Raw genomic sequence first — 21169 nt, forward strand, 5'->3', positions numbered from 1 at the left:
TTTAGTAAAATTATTTTTTTAAAATATAATAAACTGTTCTAAGTGGTATATGGAGCCTTTCTGAAATTTGTTTACGTGGAACTCCATTTTTAGCCATTTCACGGACTTTAATATGTATCCCTTTAGCATACTTAGATTTTCGACCCTTTTTTAGATGTAAATCTTTATTTAAGTAATAAACAGATTTCAAAGGAATTTTCATCTGCTTAGAAATTTCTTTAGGAGTCTTACCATCTTTTAGGAGACTTTTAATTTCAAAAACTTTTTTTTCATCATATTTATTTGGCCTACCCCTAGAAGATAAGGGTTCTACCTCAATACCCAGCTCTTTAAGAGCATCTAAATATTTAGGAGATGTTCTTTTGTATAAACTAATCGGGCAAGTTATTTTTTTTAAATCAGGATACTTTTCCAGTACTTCCATTATCTTTCTTGAAGTTAATGGTTGATTTATATGAACTTTCTCCAATGACATGAAATCACATGATAAGTAATAATATTAAATTTAAAATTATAAGTAATGAGTTTAAATTAAATTAATAAATATTAACTAGATAATTAATTACGAAATTTGAATAAATAATGTAAAACATTGAATTTAATAGGCTATTTGGTTTAAAACATGGATTTTAACTAGGAACTCATTTTTTGATCATTTCCATGAATTTTTTGGCTTTTTTAGTTTTGGGTTTACCCATAGTGTTTATATTTTCTTTTTCCATTTCAATATCTTTTATATTTACCGAAAATACATCAGCACATGTTTTAATATCTAATTCGGATTTTAAATTGACAATAGCTGCGCCAAAAGCTGAAGGATTGGTTTTCATATTCAAGCCTTTCATTTTTTGTTCTATTTCAAATTTCTTCAGTATTGTTTTTTGCATTGATGGAATATAATCAATTTTCTCTTTCATGAAATTTTTTAAGATTTCAATAACATCTAAATCAAAATCTTGAAAAACCTTGATTTGATTACGATCAAGATTATATCTTAAATAAGGGAAAGGGCCAGAGTAAGTTGTTCTACGGTCATACGAAGTTATTAAGTAATATTTTAGTATATCCCATGAAATTAAAGTAATGGGAATTAATGTAAAAATGTTTTTCTGAATTTCTGTCCTTAACTTGAGGTCTTTTTTTAAATCAGAATTAATTTCCTCATTTTCATTCATCATTCCATGATCTATAAGAAGCCTATTAAATTCCATTTTACGGGCTTCAGAAACAGTATCATCTGCCTCCCAAAGAACCGGATTAAATGATTCTGCCTTTAAAAATAGATCATCATACAGTTCGACCATTTCTAGATTTAAGTGCTCATTTAAAATTTCATCAGCAAATTTTTTTAAAAATTTTTCTGAAAAACGAGCATATGCCAAAGATAATGCGGTACGAGTATGTTTATCATTAATAATTGTGGGTTTCTTGCGCTGAAATTGTAAAAATTCAATACGAACATTTGGACCGTATTTTTTTCGCAACTCAGATTCGTAATTCAAATTATCATCAGCGTCCTGAGTAACACGCTTCCTAATCCATCTTCCAGACTCCATAACCTTTATAACAAGAGAAACAGTTTTTACAACACCTTTTCTTTCTTGTTTTAAAAATTTCATTATTATTTTAAACGATTCTCTTCCCAAAGGAGTTAACTGTGACATTAAAACCATGTAATTTCCAGAAAGGGGAAGCTCCGAAATTATACCTATTCTGGAACTATGGTGTTCATTAACTTCCAATTCAAAATCTGGTGAGTTACAGGTACATTTAATAATATTATCCTCTTGATTTAAATCACTAAATTCATGAACTCTGAAACTTTTCCCACAAGATATACATTTTAAAGACGCATAATCTTCTAAATGTCCTAAAGCAATTTTATGAGAAGATATAGATGATTTTGCACGATCTAAAACATTCTTTTTTGCAGCCGCTTTCATCCTGAAATATTGATTGTGGCGATTAACTTCATAAAGTTCTTCTACCACAACTTCACCTGGAGCACTGGATCCATAACGAGCCAAGGACCTATAAGGGGCCTTATAACCTCGAGATTCCATGTTTTCCTTTAAATCCTGTAATTCATCCAGGTTTTCTTTCAGGTACTGGTAAGTTTTCAGAAATTTCTCTAAAGTTGAAATTTCACTCAGATCAATTTTTTCCCACGCAATGCGGTCTAAAAATTTCTCGGACTTACCAATAAGCACGGTTTCGTTCATTTTATTCTTTCACCAACGGCTGCATTTTGAGAAGTTAAAAGGCTGGAACTGTCACCAGTAGCCAGTATCATTCCTTCAGACTTAATTCCAAAGAGTTTTGCTGGTTCTAAATTGACTAATATTACAACTTTATGGTTTAAAATTTCTTCAGGTGAATATTTTTTGGCCACACCAGCAACCACTTGTAATTCTTTATCTTTAATATCAACTTTAAGTTTTAATAAATTTTTTGAACCTTCCACTGCTTCTGCACTGGTTACTTGACCAATTCTTAAGTCTAATTTAGCAAAATCGTCGATGTTGATTATTTGTCCCATTTTATCTGTCTCCACTGTTTTATTTGAATTATCAGAGTTAGTATTAGATTTAACTTTTTCTGAACTTTCAACGTCTTTATTATCAGTGCCTAAATTTTTATAAAGATCTTCCTTTTGTTTTTCAATGAAATCATCATCTATCTTAGCAAAAAGAGGTTTAGCTTTATTAATTTCATGTCCAGAATCTAAAAATATCCCGGCATCATCCCATTTTTCAATATTAACAATTTCTTCATCAATATTTAATATTTGCAGAATTTCTGAAGATTTAGTAGGCATATAAGGCCTTAGAAGAATTCCTAATGTTTTCGACATTTGATTACAAAGATAGATACAATTCGCTGCCTTTTCAGGATTGGATTTTACTGTTTTCCAAGGTTCCTGGTCATTAAAGTATTTATTTCCGGCCTTTGCCATTTTAATAATCCCGACTAAACCTTCTCTAAACTTAAATTGAGATATTAAACCTCCAATTTTCCCCGGAGCATTTTTAATTAATTCTTCAAATTCCAAATCTTCTTCCACGAACGATTCTGTTTCAGGGATAACATTCTGGAAAAATCGTTTAGTAAACGAAAATGTACGGTGCAGGAAATTACCTAAAACATCGGCCAGTTCGTCATTTATTCTCCTCTGGAAATCATCCCATGAAAAGTCAGTGTCCTTGTTTAAGGGAGCATTAATAGTTAAATAATACCTTAAAATATCAGCATCAAAGTCTTTCAAGAAATCAGAGGTCCATATAACCCAATTTTTACTGGTAGACATTTTTTGGCCTTCCAGTGATAAATATTCGCCAGCAATAATGTTTTTTGGTAAAGTACATTCACGGGCCATTAAAAGTGCTGGCCAGAATATGGAATGATGGTAAATTATGTCTTTTCCAATGAAATGAACCGCATTTTCATCCCAGTATTCAATCCAATCTTTATTTATCTTTTTAGACCATTGTTTTGCGGATGAGAGATAACCTAAGAATGCTTCACCCCATACGTAAATAATTTTACCCTCAGCACCTTCTAAAGGAACTGGAACTCCCCATTCCATGTCTCGAGTGAGAATCCAATCTTTCAATCCTTCTTTTACCCATTGGAGAGCATAATTTTTTACATTTGGAGGTAAATCATTATTATTGGTTATCCAATTCTGAACATCATCCTGAAAATGACTTAATTTAAAAAAGTAATGTTTTGACTCCCTAATTTCAGGTTTACTGCTGCATATTAAGCACTGCGGTTCCAGAAGTTGAGTAGGCTCCAGGTGCCGACCACATGCTTCACAGTGATCTCCACGGGCCCCTTCACTCCCACAATCTGGACAAATTCCTTCTACATACCTATCAGGTAAAAACCTAGCACATTCCCCACAATAAGGTTGTTTAATTTCTTTTTCGTAAATAAAACCTTTATTATAAAGGTTTAAAAAGAAGTTTTGGGAAAGTTCGTAGTGAAGTGGATCAGTAGTCCTTGAAAAATTATCTAAAGAAATATTACAAGATAATAAATCTTCCTTGATCATTTCATGGTATCTGGTGGCTATTTCTAAAGGTTTTTTACCTTCTTTTTCAGCTTTTACCGCGATGGGAGTACCATGTTCATCAGTAGCACAAACAAAAAGCACATCATGTCCCTTCATTCTGTTAAAACGTGCATAAATATCTGCAGGAATATAAGTCGACCTTAAATGGCCTAAATGAGTAGGTCCATTAGCATAGGGAAGTGCACTGGTTATAAATATTTTACCCATATTATTCCTCCTAAAGCCCAATAAGCTTGATAATTAGTATTTTATTAATTTTATAATCAATTATATTTCTATCATCTTTCTCGGTCATTAATGTAAAATTTAATTAAAAGGATATTAAATATCCCAATAAACATATCGCAAATAAATGTCTTAAATCAAATATAAGATAAATATAACCAATAAATTGACTTTAAAGGCCAAATAAAAATGAGGTTATACTATTCAAATTTATAAATATTATTCTTAATAAGATACCAGAATTATTTTAGAAATATTTATCCTATTTTAAGTTATTTTACTATATAAATCTGATGCAGTTGATTAAAAAAGAAGCAATTTCAAGTCTTAAGTATTAAAATACTTCATAAACTTATAAATCATCGAATGAAATAATTAAAAGAACCTAATGCAAATAATACATGATAAATATTTGTTTTTTGTATAAAAAAGAATCATAAAACAAAAATATGAGTTTTAATCCATGAAAAGAATTATTAAATTTAAATATTTTATCCATATTTTATTAATTTATATGGGTAATTTTTTATCTATAGTTCAACTAATAGAAATTATGGTTTTAATATCATATCTAAATCCTTTCTCCAGCGAAGGTGAAGATATAGTTAGAGAAAAGGGTTCTATTGAAGGAATATTTGAGGTTAATCCCGAACTTTTACAATTAGTAAGGGATAGTAAATCACAGAACATTTCTGATGATTCATATATTCCTAAAAACTACGCTGATTTAGCATTAAAGAGAGTAGAATGGTATCTACGTAGAAAAAATGATAAAAAGTACAACCATAACGATTATGCATTCTTAATTAATCCAAAAATAGCAAAATTTGATGTTATATCAATTTATACAATGGCACAGGCCATAGGCATTAAATTCAATCCCAAATCGAGAGAAGGTAGATTATTAGTTGAATCGCAGGGAAAACTGGTAGAAGATCGCCTTGAAAAACTGGCCCCAATAGAGCGAAAAGAAGTGGTAAACAATCTTCTAAATCAGATGATAACTCAAGATAACATTAAATGGACTTCTATGAGTCAACTTTTAGGATCCAAAAAAATTAATTTGACTGACATGATCCTGGATCAAGGGGACGTTGTATTAGAAAAAGAAGATTTTTTAATTAGATTTGAGGATAAAATTGAAGGTAGAGTACCAGAGAAGATGTATGACTTATTAATTGGTGAGAAAATCAAAGAAATGATTATAAGCCGCATGATAATGCAAAAAACAGAAAATTATCTCCAGAAAGTTCATGAAATGGCCCCTAAAATTGAAGCACATCCCACATTACTCGAAATTGGGGAACAAATATCTGAAAAAATCAAAGAATTATCGTATTTTCCTGGGTCTGGAGGTTCTGGTGGCTTTGGAGGAGACATTAAGGCCACTCAATTACAACCTGATGCTTTTCCCCCATGTATACAAAAAACTATCGAAGGCGTAGGGTCTGGAAACCGGAACGATGCTATCGTATTATTATTAACATCTTTTTTATCTTATGCTAGATTATACCCTTCTGTTTTTAGAAATGAAGGAACAAGTAAGATTTCAGATATTGATCCAGATCTCCAAATTACTATAAATGAAATAATCCCATTAATATTTGAGGCCGCAGATAACTGTAACCCGCCATTATTTGATGACGATCCTCAAGAAAAATTGAATGTTATCGCCAAACTTGGTTTTGGAGTTAATAAAGACCCTGAATTAAAGCATGAAGGCGAAAGTAAGTGGTACACTCCTATGAGTTGCGATAAAATCAAAATTCATTTATCTTCATTATGTAAACCTGATGCCACTTGTAAAAAAATCGGAAATCCTCTCTCTTATTACAATAGAAAAAGATGGGAACTCCGAAATTCCGGAGATAAAACTCCTTCTAAATCCTCAGAATCTGATTCAGATAAAGATTGATTGAATAATTTTTAAAATTATGATTGAAAATAATTATAATTGAAATGAAAATTTTAAAATCTTCGAATATTGATATAAATTAGATATTGAAAATGAGATACTTAATACTAATATGAAGATAATTTAAATCCCATATATCATTAATCCATATTTTAACGAATTATCAAGATAATTATAAGGTGACGCATATATTTGAACCATCAACATTAGAAGAGAGACGCCGATATTACCGGGACGAATGGAATGTTAATGATCTACCGGATTTTATAAGAAAAGACCTGAGTAAAAGAGAATTTGGTTTTGATCATTTAGGAAGGGGTCCTAATGATAGATATAGGGTTTTTAAAACACCAGATATGTTAAAAAGGTTCATGAGGTATCGATCTCCTTTTGCAGCATATTGTTCTGTGGCTTTTTATAATAAGCCTCGCAAAAGAGGAGAATGGTTGAAATCTGAGCTGGTTTTTGACGTTGATGCGAAAGATGTTCCAGTTAGATCTTGTGGCTGTGATAGCGTTTGTGAAATTTGTCTGGATGAAGCTAGACAGATAGTTGCTGGACTTATAGATACATTAAAGCAAGATTTGGGGCTAAAAAACATACATGTAATTTATTCTGGAAGGGGCTACCACATCAGAATACTGGATGAAACCGCCATGGGATTAGATAGTGAAGGGCGTTCTCAGGTTCTTAAATATGTAGTTGGTGCTGAGCCTCCTAAAAATAAGTATTTTATGGAAGATGAATCTGGACAAAAGCCTTATGAATTGGAACATTTCTCCATACCCCTAGGATATCCTGCTGTTTTCACTAAAAGGATTAAATATGCCATTCTACACTTGAATGGAACTGAGAAAATGGAAGAAGTTAACCCTAAGTTAATGAAAGATGTTTTAAAGTATCGTGAAATGGTTCAAAAGGATGAATGGGGCCTATTCAAAAATAAAATCGGACCAATAAGATATAGAAATCTGGTTGAAGGAATATCAAAACTTAATATGGGTCTGGTTGATGCTAAAGTGAGTATAGATCTTAAAAGAATTTTGAGAATGCCCACTTCCCTCCATTCTAAGGTAAGTATGCGCTGTATGGAAGTAAAGAATATAGAAACATTTGATCCATTAAAAAAAGCCGTCCCTAAATTTGTTAGTGAAAGAAAAGGATACTGATCAAATATAATTAAAAAAGAACCCCCTAACTAATTAAAAAAATAATAATTAAAAAATAATTAGTAATTAGTCACTTAAATATCTAAAATAAAATAATTATTATCTCCACAAATTTTTTCCAGGGTTCAGAAAATCATCTAGAAACTCTAATAATTCCTTAGGAATATTTTCAGATGATAAAAATTCATTAATATCCATAATCACATTGTTTTTTAAAATTTCATCTTTAAGGTGTTTACCTATCTTTAGATGATGAATATTTTCTGGTTTTAAGAAAAATTCTATCATTTTTTCTGCGTTATTATTTTTTTGGGGAACCTGAACCTTCCAACGATCATTTTCCACCCAGGCCCCATAAGAGTATTTATCTAAAAATCGTTCTTGATGGAGTTCATCCCATACCAGTGGCCCTTCGTGAATTTTATAATTTGGAAGTTCCCATACTCCAAATTCCAGTATTATAAGTGCGATATTAGATTCATTGGTCCAGTAGGAACTTTTAAATACCTTGAATCCTTCTAATTCAAGTTTTGAGCTTAATGACATTTCAGTCTTTTTTAATTGAGGATAAATTGCATCCGAAGGTATTTCCGGGGGATTGAAATGGATTAAGAATGTTTTTGTTCCATTATCTGCAAATTCTTCTTTTATTGAGTCTAAATCATTACAGTAAGTAACAGACCGGAAGTATTCCAGATTATTAGTAGTATTATGAGTAGTATCTTTAGTGGAGCATTTTAAAAAATTCCGTGCGGCCACCATGAATTCAGCCATTTTCTGAGTAGTTAATGCCGCCGCCACATTTCGTTTTTTATCTGTAGGATCCACAACAATTAAAGAATCTGTGAAAATACCACCAGTACCAAAATTTTCAAGGTCAATTATGAGTCCTTTTTTCCATTGGGATGCAGCTGCTCTTAAAACCTTATTAAAAGTCCCATACTCCAAGATCAACAATTCACATAGATATCCTGCAAACCCACCTACCTTGAATTCCGAACCATATGTTTCAATACCTTCCATGAATTTTTTAAGGATTAAAACATCACCAATCTGGTTTTCTTTTAAATTCTCTTTAATGTAATGAGTATGTAAAATAGTACGGTCCACAGCTGATTTTAGTTGTTCTGCATCCTCAATGAGGTAACATGGAACAAAATCTACACTGTATCCATTAATATATCCCGTGACATAAGGATGAGAAGCATAACGCTCTTCTGATTCACCAAACATTTTTTTTATACATTCATGACCCAAATATAGTCCTTGCTCTTTTAAATCAGCCAGTGGAGTTTCCAGAGGAAAATGTAGGAAAATATCAATGTCTGCATTACCAGAAAGCCATGTATTTTTAGCAACTGAACCAACTAAAATTGCTTCAGTATGAATCCCCTTTTCCTGGGCCAAATTATTAATAAAATTAATCATAGAGTCAGCTAGTGATTCTACTTTTTGTTTTTCAATTTTATTGGGTTTTATTTCATTTAAAAGAGCATCAAAATCCATTCATATTCTCCTAATTATATTAACGTTTATATATCAATTAAGTAAAATTGGTTTTTAATAAATTATTAATTTAATATATAACCTATTCCTATCCACATATTATTTTTAATTATAATTTATTAGATGATTAATCCTAATAAATAATTCTTAGATTCTTGTTAAAATATTAAATAGAATTTATTAAGTAAAATTAAATCTAATAATAACGAAAAAAAGATTTTGAAGTTTGAAAAACATTTAAAGATTAAATACCTTTAAATCTGTATAAATTGGCCCATCAGGAGTAAGTTCACTCTTTTTAAGAATAAATTTATCTATTGTGGTTTTTCCCACACCAATATCATTTAGTTCCTCGATTTTTTTAACTAAAGCATCTTTATTTCCAGAACCTTTTAATCTACCAATAGTAAGATGGGGAACATAGTTTCTTTCCTTTTCAAAGCCTATTTTAACAAATTCTTGATCTAGATCCATTTGCAATTTTGAAAATGAATCAAAATTTTCTGCACCTAACCATAAAACTCGTATATATCTTAAACTAGGAAAAACACCAACTCCATTAATCAAAATCTCAAAAGGTGAAAAATTTTCTACCCTTTTGACAATTATATCCTTAACTTCTTCTATTTTTTCTTCATTTACATCTCCAAAAAACTTTAGGGTGAAATGAAGATTTTCAGGTTCTACAAATTTAACTGGGGCATTTATATGTTTAAAAATCTCTTGAATTTCCACAATTCTATCAATTAAACTTTCATCTATATCAACAGCTAAAAAAGCTCGTACATCTTGAGAAATAACCATTATTACCACCTTTTGGCATTAAAATATCTAAATTAGTGTTTATTCAATATAACAAGATTATTGCAGATTAAACCTCTGAAATTGAACTCATTATCCTATTTAAACTCTCTTGAGGGGATTCAATTGTATTTAACATGTAGACATCCATTTTTGAAAAGATATCCTTGAATAAATTCATTCGAAGATTAAATTTTCTTTCATTCCTAATTAATTAGTGAGGATTACAAAAGTCAGTGCTTTTCATGTAATCTAGCGCATCAGAAACATTTAATTTTCTAAAAGGGCTTTTGTTTAAATCTCTCTCCAGTAGTATCATGGAATGTAATGTTGAAGATTCACGAACTCTTCCCTGAAAAAGATTTTTTACATCTGCCAGGCCCCTTTGGCGATTATCAAGTTTAACACGATTTATAGTATCTGAAAACTCTGGCCAAACATCAGCAATATCATCCCGAATATAAGAATTCTTTTCTGATGAGTAAATAACCGTGTCATTTTTAAAAATACGTGTAAAAAACCAGTCATCAGATATATAATTAAAATGTCGTTCAGTTAGCATCCCATAAGTTAATGTGGTTTTTCCAGTCCCCGGTGGGCCCATAATACCTATTGCATGCCCTCCAAAATCTACAGCGGAAGCGTGGAGTGAATATATGCGATTTTCAGAATTATATTCTTCAAAAAAGTCAGAAACAGCAGCTAAGGCAATACTTTTTATCCAACCATAATAATCACAGTTTTCAATAATACAAATATGAGCCTGGGGTTCATATCTAACCTTTAAATCTCCACCATTATCCACCGAAATAATTTTAGCATGCGGCCTAATATCCTCATTCATAAACTTGAAATTATCTTCCCATTCTTCTTTAAAATCAGAATTATCCGTTAGAAGCTTAATACATGCTCCATGGATATTTGCTTTTCGTTCAAAAGTGTAATTAAAATTCAGTTCAGCTAAAAGCTCATCTTTCTGTTTAGGACTGATAATTTCTACATTATAACTAATGAAACTCCCCCAGAGCGTTATAAAAATATCATATTTTAGAAATATTATTTGTTAATGAATATTATTTATTGAATACAATTATTTATTAAATTTTTTATTGTAGACCATTTTAGAATCTATTTTAAAATAAATTATAACCAAAAAAAGATTTTGATGAAATAAATATTTAAAAGATTTAAGTAACTAAATAAATGAAGCTACATAAAATAATTTTTGATAAAAAGTAAAATAAAAAATTAGAGTTAATAGAAAAATAATGATCTAGAAATTAATTAAAGTTTATTTTTCAATTATACTTTCTTCAATGGACATTCCAAAATGTCGGGCCCCTTTATCTAAATAGACCATAACTTTGTCCCCTTCTTCAAGATCAGAAACTGAAACAGCGTCTCCATTTTCATTTACCAAGCGAATTGTTTCGGCATTTTGCAGGAGGGTTTTGACTTTAATACCTTCAAATTCAGCTTCCAGCAACATTAAGGGCCTTTTCTCAATTTTAACTCTTCCAACAATGGCAGTTTTACTTTTTCCAGCATCATCCACAACTAAAACTTCGTCCCCAGTTTCCAACTCAGATAAATACTTGGTTTTATTACCTGGAGTCATTACATAGGCCTGTACGGGGCCTGCATTAACTCTAAATGGTCTAGAAGCAACATATTCACTTTCTAATGATTCGCTGTGAACTAAAAATAATCCCTTAGAATAAGAACCAATCAGCATTCCTTCTCCCACATTCATCATGGAGCAAGTATCCACACATACCCTATCACCAGAACCAACCGGTTCTATGCGAGTTATGGTGGCTGCTTGAAGATCGTACTTTTCGGATTCTATTTTTTCAATTAATTCTGCTATTTTCTTTATTTCAGAGAAATCTTGAGGTTGAATCAAAATACCATCAGTACCATGTTCCAGTGTTTCTAAAGCCAGTTTAGCTTCGTTATAGTCAGAAGCTGCAGCAATCAGTTTAACATCTTCGCTTTGGAGATCAGCAATGATATTTTCTAGAGGAATGATTGTCCAGTCTTTTCCCACTAAAATTAGATAATCCACTACTCGACCTAAATTTCGGGCCAATTCTTCGTGTTTTTTACTGGCTATTTCTACATAGGCCGCTACAATCTTTCCTTTTCTTTTGAAGCTGGAAGCAGCAGCCATATCCTTAGATTCAACTAGGTCATTAGGAAGATGTAACGTACTATCTCCTTCTCCATTCTTTCCAACTAAAATTATGTCTGCTTCTTCCTGATCAGAAATAACGGTTATATTACCCAGTTTGTGAATATTGTCTAGTTCCACCATTTCTAGAACATGATCTATGCCAGATTCTAAAGCTGTGGTTATGTAACCTTTTTTTTCATCCCAGGTCCTTCCTGGAGGCATTATCCAAGCGAATTTCATAGTTTACCGTCCTAATATTTAATATATCTAAATAATTTAAGATATGATCAATTATTAAATAGATTTAATGGAATTAATTAATTTTAGACTCCTGTAAATATTAAAAATTAATGGAATTAGATATTAAATTAGGCTTAATATCAATCCACTAAATTTAGTTTCCATTTAATATTTTTAAAGCCTCATCAACTTCTAATTTATGATGAACAATTTCAGAAATAGCCCTAGTTGTTTTTTGAGGTGATTTAGCCTGGAATACATTTCTTCCTATTGCAACACCCGCCCCACCAACATCAACAGAGTCTTTAACCATTTCTAAAAGTTGTCTATCTGTTTCAACTTTCGGGCCACCAGCAATTACCAATGGAACTGGACAACCATCAATAACTTCTTTGAAGGTATCTGGATCTCCGGTATAATTAGTTTTTATAATATCTGCACCCAATTCTGCACCAGCACGGGCTGCTATTTTAACAACTTCAGCATCGTGTTCATCTTTAATATGCTTTCCTCGAGGGTACATCATAGCAATCAATGGCATTCCCCAATCATCACAGATTTCAGAGATAGTACCTAATTTAATAAGCATTTCGGGTTCTCGCTCAGAACCCACATTTACATGCACTGAAACTGCATCTGCACCGATTTTTAAAGCCTTTTCAACTGAAGTGACTAAAACCTTATGGTTAGGGTGTGGGCTGAGTCCAGTACTAGCAGATAGGTGTATTATTAAACCAATATCGCTCCCATATCCTCTGTGGCCCCTTCCGACCATTCCTTTATGCATTAAAACTGCATTTGCGCCACCTTTTGAGACATCATCAATGGTTTTAGCCATGTCAATAATCCCGGGTACAGGACCTATGGAAGCACCGTGATCCATGGGAACAATTACACTTTTTCCTGTTTTTCGGTCAATAATTCTTTCAATCCTTATTTTCTTTCCTATCATCAACACCCTCCTGATATATCTTTTGTGACCAGTGTTTAAATTCTTTTAGCCTGGGAGGAATCCCTGCATCGCCGCTGGACTCCAACCAACCCTTTTGTGACTTGATAACTTCTTGAGTTTCTGCTGAAAGTGCAAAATCCAACAAACCTCTATTACGGATAATAGTTTTTTCTGGCTTTAATGTGGAAGCCCAAATGAAATATACTTTGAAAGTCGTGTCCGGGTGATAGCCACCACCTAAATCAACAGACAGTAAATCGCATTTTTTAATTTTTTGAAATACTTCCTCCAATGTTTCATGAAGTCTAGCATCTGCATTAATGAATTCTACATTATTGTAATCCGCCATGACCCTTTCCATGCTGGATCCAGCCTCTGGACTATTATCAATTGCTATTATTTTACCATCCGATGCCAATTCGGCAAGTATACGAGTAGAATTACCAATATGACATCCTAATTCAACAACAACATCGTTTTTTTGGACAATCTGTTGGATATTCTCCCGGTAAACCTTAATATCATATACGATTTTAATCATAGAATCCACATATCTGTTCATTGCCCATAAAATAGCAATAACACGCTTTCTATAATTTGTTATTAGATAAGTAGAATCATATATAATTTGTTGAACCATTATTAAATAAGTGATGTAAATTGATATTTTTATGAAATTATTGTTAGATAATTTTTATTAATTTTAACTACAGATTATATTTGCATCATATGATTCAGATAATTTTATTTTTTAAGAATCCCAATTTTAATAATCCATACCAAATTTTTTATTCTAAAAACCGAACTCCATGAAAATCTATTTTACTTACAATACTATTTTCAAGACTAGTATCTGGAGTTTTAGATAAGGCAAAAGCTGTATTTCCAAGCATAGCCATGGAGGCCCCTATGGTTTCTTCATTTAAAATATCAATCATCTCTTTTACATTTTCATTCATCAGCGCAGTCTTCTCAGCAAATTCTTTAGATAATGACATGAATTTTTGAGGTGTTGGATCATATAATAATTTCTTAAGCATTCCCTCACCAGTGCGATTAATTATTCTCTGATGAGATGGATTCTGAATAATAGAAGAAGTGTCTATATCTCCTAAAGTTTTTGATATCACATAAAGAGGCTCGCTGATGATTTTATCAATCTTTCCAAATCCCGGGGGGCCTTCTTTTAATCTGATAACGATTCCACCAGAAGTTTCCGAGATTAAATCACCTAACCCCGTCCCTAATTCTACTTCGGCCTGATGAGCTACTCCTGAGGCCTCATTAAAAGTCATTGGTAAATTAAAGATATATGCTAACCCTAATGCAGTTCCTAATGCACACGCAGCAGACGTTCCAAATCCACATCCTATGGGAACCTGAATTTCATGTTCTATTTTAAACCCACTTTGAATGTAAAATTTTTTTTGTAGTAATTCAACAGTTTTCAGAGTAATAGAATTATTGAAAGATTCAGATTTTCTATTTATACTTATATCTATTTTATTATCTGTTTTAGAAGTTTTAATTCTAGTTATGACTCCTTTATCCATAACCACGCCTGCACCACGGGAACCTTTTTTTAAAGGATTATTATGATTTATAATTTGAAAAAAGCCAGTAATATGGGATGGTACAAATATTGAAACTTCCATTTTATCACAATTTTAAAACTTTAAAATTTTCAAACAGTATTTGGCTATTAATATATGATATTAATTATATTAGATTATTGAACAGATATTATCCGATATTTTGTAAAACTATTATTTTATAAAAATAGATTATTAAATAATATAATAGTTAGGTTAATAAACAAATTTAATATATTAATTAATTTATAAATTATTTATAATTAACATAATCATTATTTCAGCATATGTTTATTATTTAATTAAACAATTAAGGGGAATTAAAATTACACAAAGAATAGATTTACATATTCACAGTCTTTTTAGTGATGGAGAACTTTTACCATCTGAAATTGCTCGAAGAGCATGTGTTTTAGATCATAAAGCTATTGCCATTACAGACCATGTAGATGCAACCAATATGGATTGTGTGGGCCGCATAATTAATGCTGTACAAGATATAAACGATAATTGGGGCATTACCATTGTTCCTGGCGCTGAAATTACCCATGCTCCTGCTGAAATTATTCCTAAATTGGCTAAAAAAGCTAAAGAATTGGGTGCAGAAGTTATAGTAGTTCACGGGGAAACATTAGTGGAACCAGTTATTGAAGGAACCAACTGGGCGGCTGTAAATTGTCCAGATGTGGACATATTAGCACACCCCGGACTGATTACTTATGAAGAAGCTGAAATAGCTAAAGAAAATAATATAACGCTTGAAATAAGCTCCAGGCGAGGGCATTCATTGGGAAATGGGCATGTGGGAAAAGTTGCCCTGGAAGTAGGAGCGAATTTAATTATAGATACTGATACTCACTCTCCAAACGACCTTATTAATTATGAAACAGCTTATAGTTATGGATTAGGTGCTGGTTTACCCGAAACAGAAGTTAAAAAAGCATTAACTACAAATCCTGAAAGAATTTTAAAAAATAAAGGTTTGTTATAATTAAATAGAAAAAAGTAAATTATGATATAATATTATTATAATCTAATTTTAATTATAAGCAAAAATAATTAAATATTTTTTTATTTAGATACTATTCTTTTTTTACTACTTATCTAAGACATGATATTCTAAAATTAAATCTTTGCCCAAAATAAAATTCTTTTTTAATTCCAGTTTGACTGCATCAGCCATAAAATCGAAGCCATCACCATCAACCAATGTTTTGGCATCTTTCCCACCAACCATCATGGGAGCAACACAGACCCTTACTTCATCTATTAATCCATTTTTGAGCATAGAAAAGTTTAATGTAGATCCTCCTTCCAGCATGAGACTATTGATGCCTTTAATTTTGAGTTTTTTCATTAATTGTTCCAGATCAACTCTATTATCCCCACAAATAATCACTTCTACTTTTTCTCTGAGTTTTTCTACTTTTTCTAAAGGTGCTTTTTTTGAAACAGCTATTATTGTAGAAGAATCATTGTTTAAAACCCGGGCTTTGAGTGGTGTGCGTGCTTTACTATCAACCACTACTCTTAGAGGATTATCTGAGGGATTAGATGAAATTTTATGCACAGTTAATCTTGGGTCATCCGCTAAAATAGTGTTAATGCCCACCATGATAGCGTCAGAATCCTTTCTAATTTGATGAACTCTTTTCAAATCTTCTGGGCCTGAAATTTCAGAACTTCCTGTTCGAGTGGCTATTTTCCCATCCAATGTCATAGCTGCGTTTAAAATTACATGAGGCCTCAAATAATCACCTAAAAAATAAATTAAGGAGAATATGAACTAATTATTGTCCAGTTATGTTCTGTAAAGACTGTAGAATTTGTTGGATCTGTTGAATAATTGAGTTAATTTCATTCATAATACTTTGAATAGGATCCAATGTTTTTTTAACTTCATTTGCAGTTTGATTAGTAATATCAGAAGCATTATTCAGTGCTTCATTGGTTTTATTGGTAATGTTATCAATTGTTTTTGTAACTGGTTCCGCGTTTACTGCGCTTAAAAAACTAAACATCAGTAAAATCGTGGCTAAAAATATAATTTTATCTTTCATGATATCAACCTATCTATGTTATAATTAATTTTAAATTTATATACTTACATTCTTCATTTAGCTTTAGAAATATTAAATTTTGTGGTTATAATTCCTGATTTAATGTTTTATAAAAATTAAATAGCTTCTTGATATTTAAAAGATATTTAAAAGAATTATTTAATGTTCTAAAATTAAATAAATTAATAAATCTAAATTATAAACAATAATAATATTAGAGCACAGATTGTATTACAAAAATAGGAAAAAATAGAGGAATAAAATGTCTGAACGGTACCAAAAAGGTTTGAAACAGCTAAAAATAATGAATAAAGATTCTTATAAGATTTTAAAAGAGAGTTTGGATGATACTGCTCCAGATTTAGCTAGATTCATAGCTGAATTTGCCTATGGCGACATTTACACGCGTGAAGGATTGGATCTGAAAACCAGGGAAATAGCAACAATAGCTGCACTTACTGCCATGGCCACAGCACCACTTCAATTAAAAAGCCACATCCATGGTGCGTTGAATGTTGGTTGTAGTAGAGAAGAAATAATAGAAATTATAATTCAAATGGTTGCATATGCTGGGTTTCCCGCAGCAATAAATGGAATTACAGCAGCAAAAGAGGTATTTGAAGAACTAGATGCTAAAAAATAGACATAAAGAGTTAAATAAATTAGGAATTATTGTTTTAACTTATTCTTAATTTAATTCTCAATGAAAAATTAAATTAGTCTATTAAGAATCTAATTTCATTGTAATTCCGTTAATCAAGCAAATTAAATATCAAAAACTTTTTTAGCATTTTTTTCTGTGATATTATCCACTTTTGAAAACTTATTTCCTTTTATCTCTGCAATTTTTTTAACAGCCTCTTCAACAAAGGCCGGCTCATTTTTCTTTCCTTTAAAAGGAGACAAATAAGGACTATCCGTTTCAGTTAGGATGAATTTAAGAGGTATCTCTCTAGCAAGAATTTGATGATGTTGTGAATAACATATCATAGTTGAAAAGGAAGTATAGTAACCTTCTTCTATTATTTTATTTGCAGTTTCTAAACTACCACTATAACAATGAAGAATCACTTCAGGAATCGAGTTATATTTTTTTACTATTTTAAAGGCTTTTTCCTCAGAATCTCGGGCATGCACTATTAAAGGAAGCTCATATTCCTCAGCCAGGCTACAGAACTGATTAAATATTTTTTCTTGTCTATTTCGACCTTCAGAATCTTTAACATGATAATAATCCATTCCCACTTCACCAATAGCCACTGCTTTATCAATATTTTCGTGGAGCTCTTCAATAACTGCTTCCACCACAGATTGATCAGATTTAGAAGAATTAACTGGGTGAAATCCTAATGAAGGGAAAACAAATTTTTTATATTCCTCAGAAAGTTCTAATACTCTCCTATTACCATCTAAAGTTACACCAGAGTTTACAATACAGGTAAGTTTTTTTTGGGCCCGCTTTATAATTTCTGTTCTGTCTTTATTAAAGTCCTTAAAATCAACATGGCAATGTGTATCGATCATAAATTATCTCCTTATTAAATTAATTTGGTGAATTTGACTATTAATCTACTATGGGAATATTGATATCAAATAAACTTTGAAAAATAAAATGAATTTTAATAAATTTAATTAATAAGTTTCAATACTTAATAAAAATGAAGAATTTGAATTAAATTCCATGGCGTCTTTCTCTCTGTTGATAAGATCTTAATGCCCTTAAAAAATCCACTTTTCTAAGTTCAGGCCATAAACTATCACAGAAATAAAGTTCAGAATAAGAGGACTGCCATAACAAGAAACCACTTAATCTTTCTTCACCACTAGTCCTTATAATTAAATTAGGGTCTTCCAGGCCAGCAGTATAAAGATTCTTATTGATTAAATCTTCATCAATATCTTCAGGATTTATTTTTCCGTCTTTAACGTCACGCGCTATTTTTTTAGTCGCATCAATAATTTCCAAACGTCCATCATACCCAATAGCAATATTGACTTGGCGTTTATTATATGCTGCGGTAGAATCTTCTGCCACTTTTATAGCTTGCCGAACATTTTCAGGAAGCAATTCCAGGTTTCCCACGGCTTTTACCCTAACTTCATTTTTATGAATTTTTTTATTGCTGGCAATTCCTTCAAAATTTTCCTGGAAAAGTTTCATAAGGCCTTCTACTTCTTTATCGGACCTATTAAAGTTTTCAGTGGAAAATGCATAGGCTGTGACTATTTCAATGCCTAAATCTACGCACCAGTCCAGTACTTTTTCTAAAGTGCTTACTCCTCTTTTGTGTCCATCAATAACAGGAACATTGCCTTGGATTTTGGAGTATCTGCGATTTCCATCCATGATAATGGCCACGTGTTTAGGCATATTTTCTTCCTTGAGGTTCCGGGAAATATACCATTCGTAAAGTTTATAAACAGGTTTTAATGATGACATTTACCGCTCCTACATTTTTAATTTGGCTAAGTAATGCGCAAAATTTATTGCTCTAATATACCCCTCAACACTTTGTGATCGAGAAGTATCTATAAATATCTGATCTATTCCCAAGGTAATAGCACCATGACTCTCTGCTGAGCCAAGTAAAACCAAGGATCTGAATATTAAATTTCCAGAAATACCATCTGGAGCTAAAATTAGATTACATTTATCATTTATTGCATCTTCTATTAATATGTAGTAATGCTTAACAGAGTATTTATGCTTTATGATTGAAGTTAATTTTTCTCCATCCATAATTGATTTATCTATTTGTGAACTTCTTCCCACATCCTGAGACCTACCACCAGATAAAACACCAATTTTTGGTTCTTTAGCTATTTTTTTTAGAAAATCGCAGGCCTGCTCCACAATAATCATTTTTTCTTCAATATTCTGGCCTTCATCAATTCCCACCGGGGCCAATAGAAAATAATTACTATCCAATTTTATAACAGATGCGCGATTAATTTTTCCATAATTAATTAATTTTTCATCTGCTTCAGATTTTTTTGAAAAATTATTCTCTTCAATTATTTCATTGTTAATTTCTGCTTTATCCGAACTATTTTTAATGTGTTTCATGACTAAAGAAGCACTTAAAGAGCCTCTTACATAAGCATCTGCCTTCTTATCTAAAAATATGGACAATAATTCTTTTTCAGAACTGGTGAAAATAAAATTAATTTCTGGATTTTCGGCCCCTACTTTTTTAGCAGCTTCAATAATGTTCTTATTCCCACCAACACCAATAACAATTGTTTTCATTTTAAATTCCTTTATTAAAGCTCAGTATGGAAATTCGATTAATAAATGTTTTAATTTAGTAAATTTTAAGAATAATGACTCATTAAATCCACTTGATTTTTATTTTATTATTATTTTTCTATAAAAAAATATATTATATATAAACATATATTTATTATAACGTAATCTTATTTATTAACAAGAACATTTATATTGAATTCTAATAAATTAATTTAGTTGAATATTAACATATTATGAATTTTATTAATTAAATGACTTGAAATAACAAAGACTGTTTTTTTGTTAATAATTATTTTAAAATACATGATATTAAACTAAATATTTCAAATACCATTACAAAAAAATAAAAATTATAAAGAAAATTTATTAAAGAAGGTTAAAGTATGGATAAAAAGAGCATTATTATTATAATATTGTTTCTGGCCATTGTTGGACTGTCCGTAAGTGCCTATCAACTTTATGTTTCCACTTCAGAAAATGTAACCCTAGGTGAACATAATGTGCTAGTCTTATGTGCGGATTCCAGTGAAGGCCGGCCAGGAATGGGTGCCGTAGATATGGCATTAATAATTAAATTAAATGATGGGAATATAACCAAAATAACTCAAGTTTACCCTGGAGGAATGATGCACCCTACTGCTCCAGTTCCAGATTATTTAAAAAGTATTGGTGAAACAAAATTACGTTTACACGATTCTTTATGGGATAATGACACAGAAAAAGGTGTTAAACTGGCCCAGGAAATAGTAGAAATTAATACTGGCCAAAAAACAGATGTGGTACTAGTAGTTAAAGTTGAGGCCGTCGATGCCGCTTTAAGATCTATTGGTCCTATATATGTGGAAGGACTTGGTGATGTGAGTGGAAATTCACTTCAGTTAATTAGAGATGAACAGGCAGGCGGTGTTTCTCGTGGAAATGCAGTACAAAAAATGATGACTGCTATATTAAATACCACACAAAATGATAAAAGTAAGTATTTAACCCTGATTAATGTTGGAGTCAATCAATATAGCCAAGGAAATATCTATGTTTATCCTAAAGGCGCATTTGCCCAGTTCTTGATTTCAGAAGGAATTCAAAAAACTCTTTAAATAGAGTTTTTTATTATTTTTTATTATTTTTTATTATTTTTTGATTACTCAATAGAATTTTATTATTAAATTAAAGTAAGATCCATTATTAATATTTTTATTTTGAGACTA

General features: G+C 31.2%; 20 protein-coding genes. 5 read left to right on the forward strand and 15 right to left on the reverse strand.

Going from position 1 to position 21169, the window contains the following annotated elements; all coding sequences use genetic code 11:
* Positions 1-10: 10 nt before the first annotated feature.
* The 3 genes from Q7I96_01370 to metG form a co-directional block, all read right to left on the reverse strand.
* The gene (locus Q7I96_01370) at positions 11-475 is read right to left on the reverse strand and encodes a resolvase (GenBank protein ID MDO9626260.1); all 465 of its coding nucleotides are present in this window, start codon (positions 473-475) and stop codon (positions 11-13) included.
* Between the two features lie 166 nt (positions 476-641).
* Positions 642-2222: a DUF530 domain-containing protein gene (locus Q7I96_01375; protein MDO9626261.1), complete on the reverse strand. Its 1581-nt coding sequence runs from the start codon at positions 2220-2222 to the stop codon at positions 642-644.
* Positions 2219-4285, reverse strand: a complete 2067-nt coding sequence (gene metG / locus Q7I96_01380) for a methionine--tRNA ligase (protein ID MDO9626262.1) — start codon at positions 4283-4285, stop codon at positions 2219-2221. The genes Q7I96_01375 and metG overlap by 4 nt, the downstream gene beginning before the upstream one ends.
* A gap of 571 nt (positions 4286-4856) precedes the next feature.
* Here metG and Q7I96_01385 point away from each other — a divergent pair.
* A complete protein-coding gene (locus tag Q7I96_01385; protein MDO9626263.1) occupies positions 4857-6218 on the forward strand; it encodes a DNA primase in 1362 nt (453 codons plus the stop codon).
* Positions 6219-6406: 188 nt separating this feature from the next.
* Positions 6407-7387: a DNA primase catalytic subunit PriS gene (priS, locus tag Q7I96_01390; GenBank protein MDO9626264.1), complete on the forward strand. Its 981-nt coding sequence runs from the start codon at positions 6407-6409 to the stop codon at positions 7385-7387.
* Between the two features lie 99 nt (positions 7388-7486).
* On the opposite strand, the gene cca is transcribed toward priS, so the two are convergent.
* The 7 genes from cca to Q7I96_01425 all read right to left on the reverse strand — a co-directional run bounded on the left by cca (position 7487) and on the right by Q7I96_01425 (position 14717).
* On the reverse strand, positions 7487-8893 hold the full coding sequence (gene cca / locus Q7I96_01395; GenBank protein MDO9626265.1) for a CCA tRNA nucleotidyltransferase: 1407 nt from the start codon (positions 8891-8893) through the stop codon (positions 7487-7489).
* A gap of 237 nt (positions 8894-9130) precedes the next feature.
* The gene (gene thpR, locus Q7I96_01400; GenBank protein ID MDO9626266.1) at positions 9131-9697 is read right to left on the reverse strand and encodes an RNA 2',3'-cyclic phosphodiesterase; all 567 of its coding nucleotides are present in this window, start codon (positions 9695-9697) and stop codon (positions 9131-9133) included.
* A 211-nt stretch (positions 9698-9908) separates the two neighbouring features.
* Entirely contained in the window at positions 9909-10538 is a 630-nt protein-coding gene (locus tag Q7I96_01405) for a hypothetical protein (protein MDO9626267.1), read from the reverse strand.
* A gap of 447 nt (positions 10539-10985) precedes the next feature.
* A complete protein-coding gene (locus Q7I96_01410) occupies positions 10986-12110 on the reverse strand; it encodes a 3-dehydroquinate synthase II (GenBank protein MDO9626268.1) in 1125 nt (374 codons plus the stop codon).
* A gap of 154 nt (positions 12111-12264) precedes the next feature.
* The gene (locus Q7I96_01415; protein MDO9626269.1) at positions 12265-13062 is read right to left on the reverse strand and encodes a 2-amino-3,7-dideoxy-D-threo-hept-6-ulosonate synthase; all 798 of its coding nucleotides are present in this window, start codon (positions 13060-13062) and stop codon (positions 12265-12267) included.
* Entirely contained in the window at positions 13037-13603 is a 567-nt protein-coding gene (locus Q7I96_01420) for a class I SAM-dependent methyltransferase (protein ID MDO9626270.1), read from the reverse strand. Before Q7I96_01420 ends, Q7I96_01415 begins: the two co-directional genes overlap by 26 nt.
* A 247-nt stretch (positions 13604-13850) precedes the next feature.
* On the reverse strand, positions 13851-14717 hold the full coding sequence (locus tag Q7I96_01425; protein ID MDO9626271.1) for a pantoate kinase: 867 nt from the start codon (positions 14715-14717) through the stop codon (positions 13851-13853).
* A 262-nt stretch (positions 14718-14979) separates the two neighbouring features.
* Between Q7I96_01425 and Q7I96_01430 the strand changes: the two genes are divergently transcribed.
* Positions 14980-15645, forward strand: a complete 666-nt coding sequence (locus Q7I96_01430; protein MDO9626272.1) for a histidinol phosphate phosphatase domain-containing protein — start codon at positions 14980-14982, stop codon at positions 15643-15645.
* Between the two features lie 105 nt (positions 15646-15750).
* Here Q7I96_01430 and Q7I96_01435 read toward each other — a convergent pair whose 3' ends face one another.
* Together Q7I96_01435 and Q7I96_01440 are read right to left on the reverse strand one after the other, a co-directional pair.
* The gene (locus Q7I96_01435; GenBank protein ID MDO9626273.1) at positions 15751-16404 is read right to left on the reverse strand and encodes a 2,5-diamino-6-(ribosylamino)-4(3H)-pyrimidinone 5'-phosphate reductase; all 654 of its coding nucleotides are present in this window, start codon (positions 16402-16404) and stop codon (positions 15751-15753) included.
* Positions 16405-16444: 40 nt separating this feature from the next.
* On the reverse strand, positions 16445-16714 hold the full coding sequence (locus tag Q7I96_01440; protein ID MDO9626274.1) for a hypothetical protein: 270 nt from the start codon (positions 16712-16714) through the stop codon (positions 16445-16447).
* A gap of 262 nt (positions 16715-16976) precedes the next feature.
* On the opposite strand from Q7I96_01440, the gene Q7I96_01445 reads away from it, so the two are divergent.
* Positions 16977-17357, forward strand: coding sequence for a carboxymuconolactone decarboxylase family protein (locus Q7I96_01445; protein ID MDO9626275.1), 381 nt, complete (start codon positions 16977-16979; stop codon positions 17355-17357).
* A gap of 122 nt (positions 17358-17479) precedes the next feature.
* On the opposite strand, the gene Q7I96_01450 is transcribed toward Q7I96_01445, so the two are convergent.
* From Q7I96_01450 to mtxX, 3 genes are all read right to left on the reverse strand, one after another.
* Complete coding sequence (locus Q7I96_01450) at positions 17480-18238, reverse strand: TatD family hydrolase (protein ID MDO9626276.1); 759 nt, start codon at positions 18236-18238, stop codon at positions 17480-17482.
* A 148-nt stretch (positions 18239-18386) separates the two neighbouring features.
* Positions 18387-19154 carry a polyprenyl diphosphate synthase gene (gene uppS, locus Q7I96_01455; protein MDO9626277.1) on the reverse strand — a complete coding sequence of 256 codons (768 nt, stop codon included), beginning with the start codon at positions 19152-19154 and terminating at the stop codon, positions 18387-18389.
* 9 nt (positions 19155-19163) lie between these two features.
* The gene (mtxX, locus tag Q7I96_01460) at positions 19164-19964 is read right to left on the reverse strand and encodes a methanogenesis marker protein Mmp4/MtxX (GenBank protein MDO9626278.1); all 801 of its coding nucleotides are present in this window, start codon (positions 19962-19964) and stop codon (positions 19164-19166) included.
* Between the two features lie 383 nt (positions 19965-20347).
* Here mtxX and Q7I96_01465 point away from each other — a divergent pair, with 383 nt between their 5' ends.
* Positions 20348-21058, forward strand: a complete 711-nt coding sequence (locus Q7I96_01465) for a DUF4012 domain-containing protein (GenBank protein ID MDO9626279.1) — start codon at positions 20348-20350, stop codon at positions 21056-21058.
* The last annotated feature ends 111 nt before the right edge of the window (positions 21059-21169 follow it).

The organism is Methanobacteriaceae archaeon (genome assembly GCA_030656015.1).
In the GTDB taxonomy this organism is placed as follows: domain Archaea; phylum Methanobacteriota; class Methanobacteria; order Methanobacteriales; family Methanobacteriaceae; genus UBA349.

Bases quoted from the DNA above. Each gene is read 5' to 3' on its own strand.
- Q7I96_01370 (MDO9626260.1), bottom strand. From the start codon at position 475: ATGTCATTGGAGAAAGTTCATATAAATCAACCATTAACTTCAAGAAAG.
- Q7I96_01375 (MDO9626261.1), bottom strand. From the start codon at position 2,222: ATGAACGAAACCGTGCTTATTGGTAAGTCCGAGAAATTTTTAGACCGC.
- metG (MDO9626262.1), bottom strand. From the start codon at position 4,285: ATGGGTAAAATATTTATAACCAGTGCACTTCCCTATGCTAATGGACCT.
- Q7I96_01385 (MDO9626263.1), top strand. From the start codon at position 4,857: ATGGTTTTAATATCATATCTAAATCCTTTCTCCAGCGAAGGTGAAGAT.
- cca (MDO9626265.1), bottom strand. From the start codon at position 8,893: ATGGATTTTGATGCTCTTTTAAATGAAATAAAACCCAATAAAATTGAA.
- thpR (MDO9626266.1), bottom strand. From the start codon at position 9,697: ATGGTTATTTCTCAAGATGTACGAGCTTTTTTAGCTGTTGATATAGAT.
- Q7I96_01405 (MDO9626267.1), bottom strand. From the start codon at position 10,538: ATGAATGAGGATATTAGGCCGCATGCTAAAATTATTTCGGTGGATAAT.
- Q7I96_01410 (MDO9626268.1), bottom strand. From the start codon at position 12,110: ATGAAATTCGCTTGGATAATGCCTCCAGGAAGGACCTGGGATGAAAAA.
- Q7I96_01415 (MDO9626269.1), bottom strand. From the start codon at position 13,062: ATGATAGGAAAGAAAATAAGGATTGAAAGAATTATTGACCGAAAAACA.
- Q7I96_01420 (MDO9626270.1), bottom strand. From the start codon at position 13,603: ATGATTAAAATCGTATATGATATTAAGGTTTACCGGGAGAATATCCAA.
- Q7I96_01425 (MDO9626271.1), bottom strand. From the start codon at position 14,717: ATGGAAGTTTCAATATTTGTACCATCCCATATTACTGGCTTTTTTCAA.
- Q7I96_01440 (MDO9626274.1), bottom strand. From the start codon at position 16,714: ATGAAAGATAAAATTATATTTTTAGCCACGATTTTACTGATGTTTAGT.
- Q7I96_01445 (MDO9626275.1), top strand. From the start codon at position 16,977: ATGTCTGAACGGTACCAAAAAGGTTTGAAACAGCTAAAAATAATGAAT.
- Q7I96_01450 (MDO9626276.1), bottom strand. From the start codon at position 18,238: ATGATCGATACACATTGCCATGTTGATTTTAAGGACTTTAATAAAGAC.
- uppS (MDO9626277.1), bottom strand. From the start codon at position 19,154: ATGTCATCATTAAAACCTGTTTATAAACTTTACGAATGGTATATTTCC.
- mtxX (MDO9626278.1), bottom strand. From the start codon at position 19,964: ATGAAAACAATTGTTATTGGTGTTGGTGGGAATAAGAACATTATTGAA.
- Q7I96_01465 (MDO9626279.1), top strand. From the start codon at position 20,348: ATGGATAAAAAGAGCATTATTATTATAATATTGTTTCTGGCCATTGTT.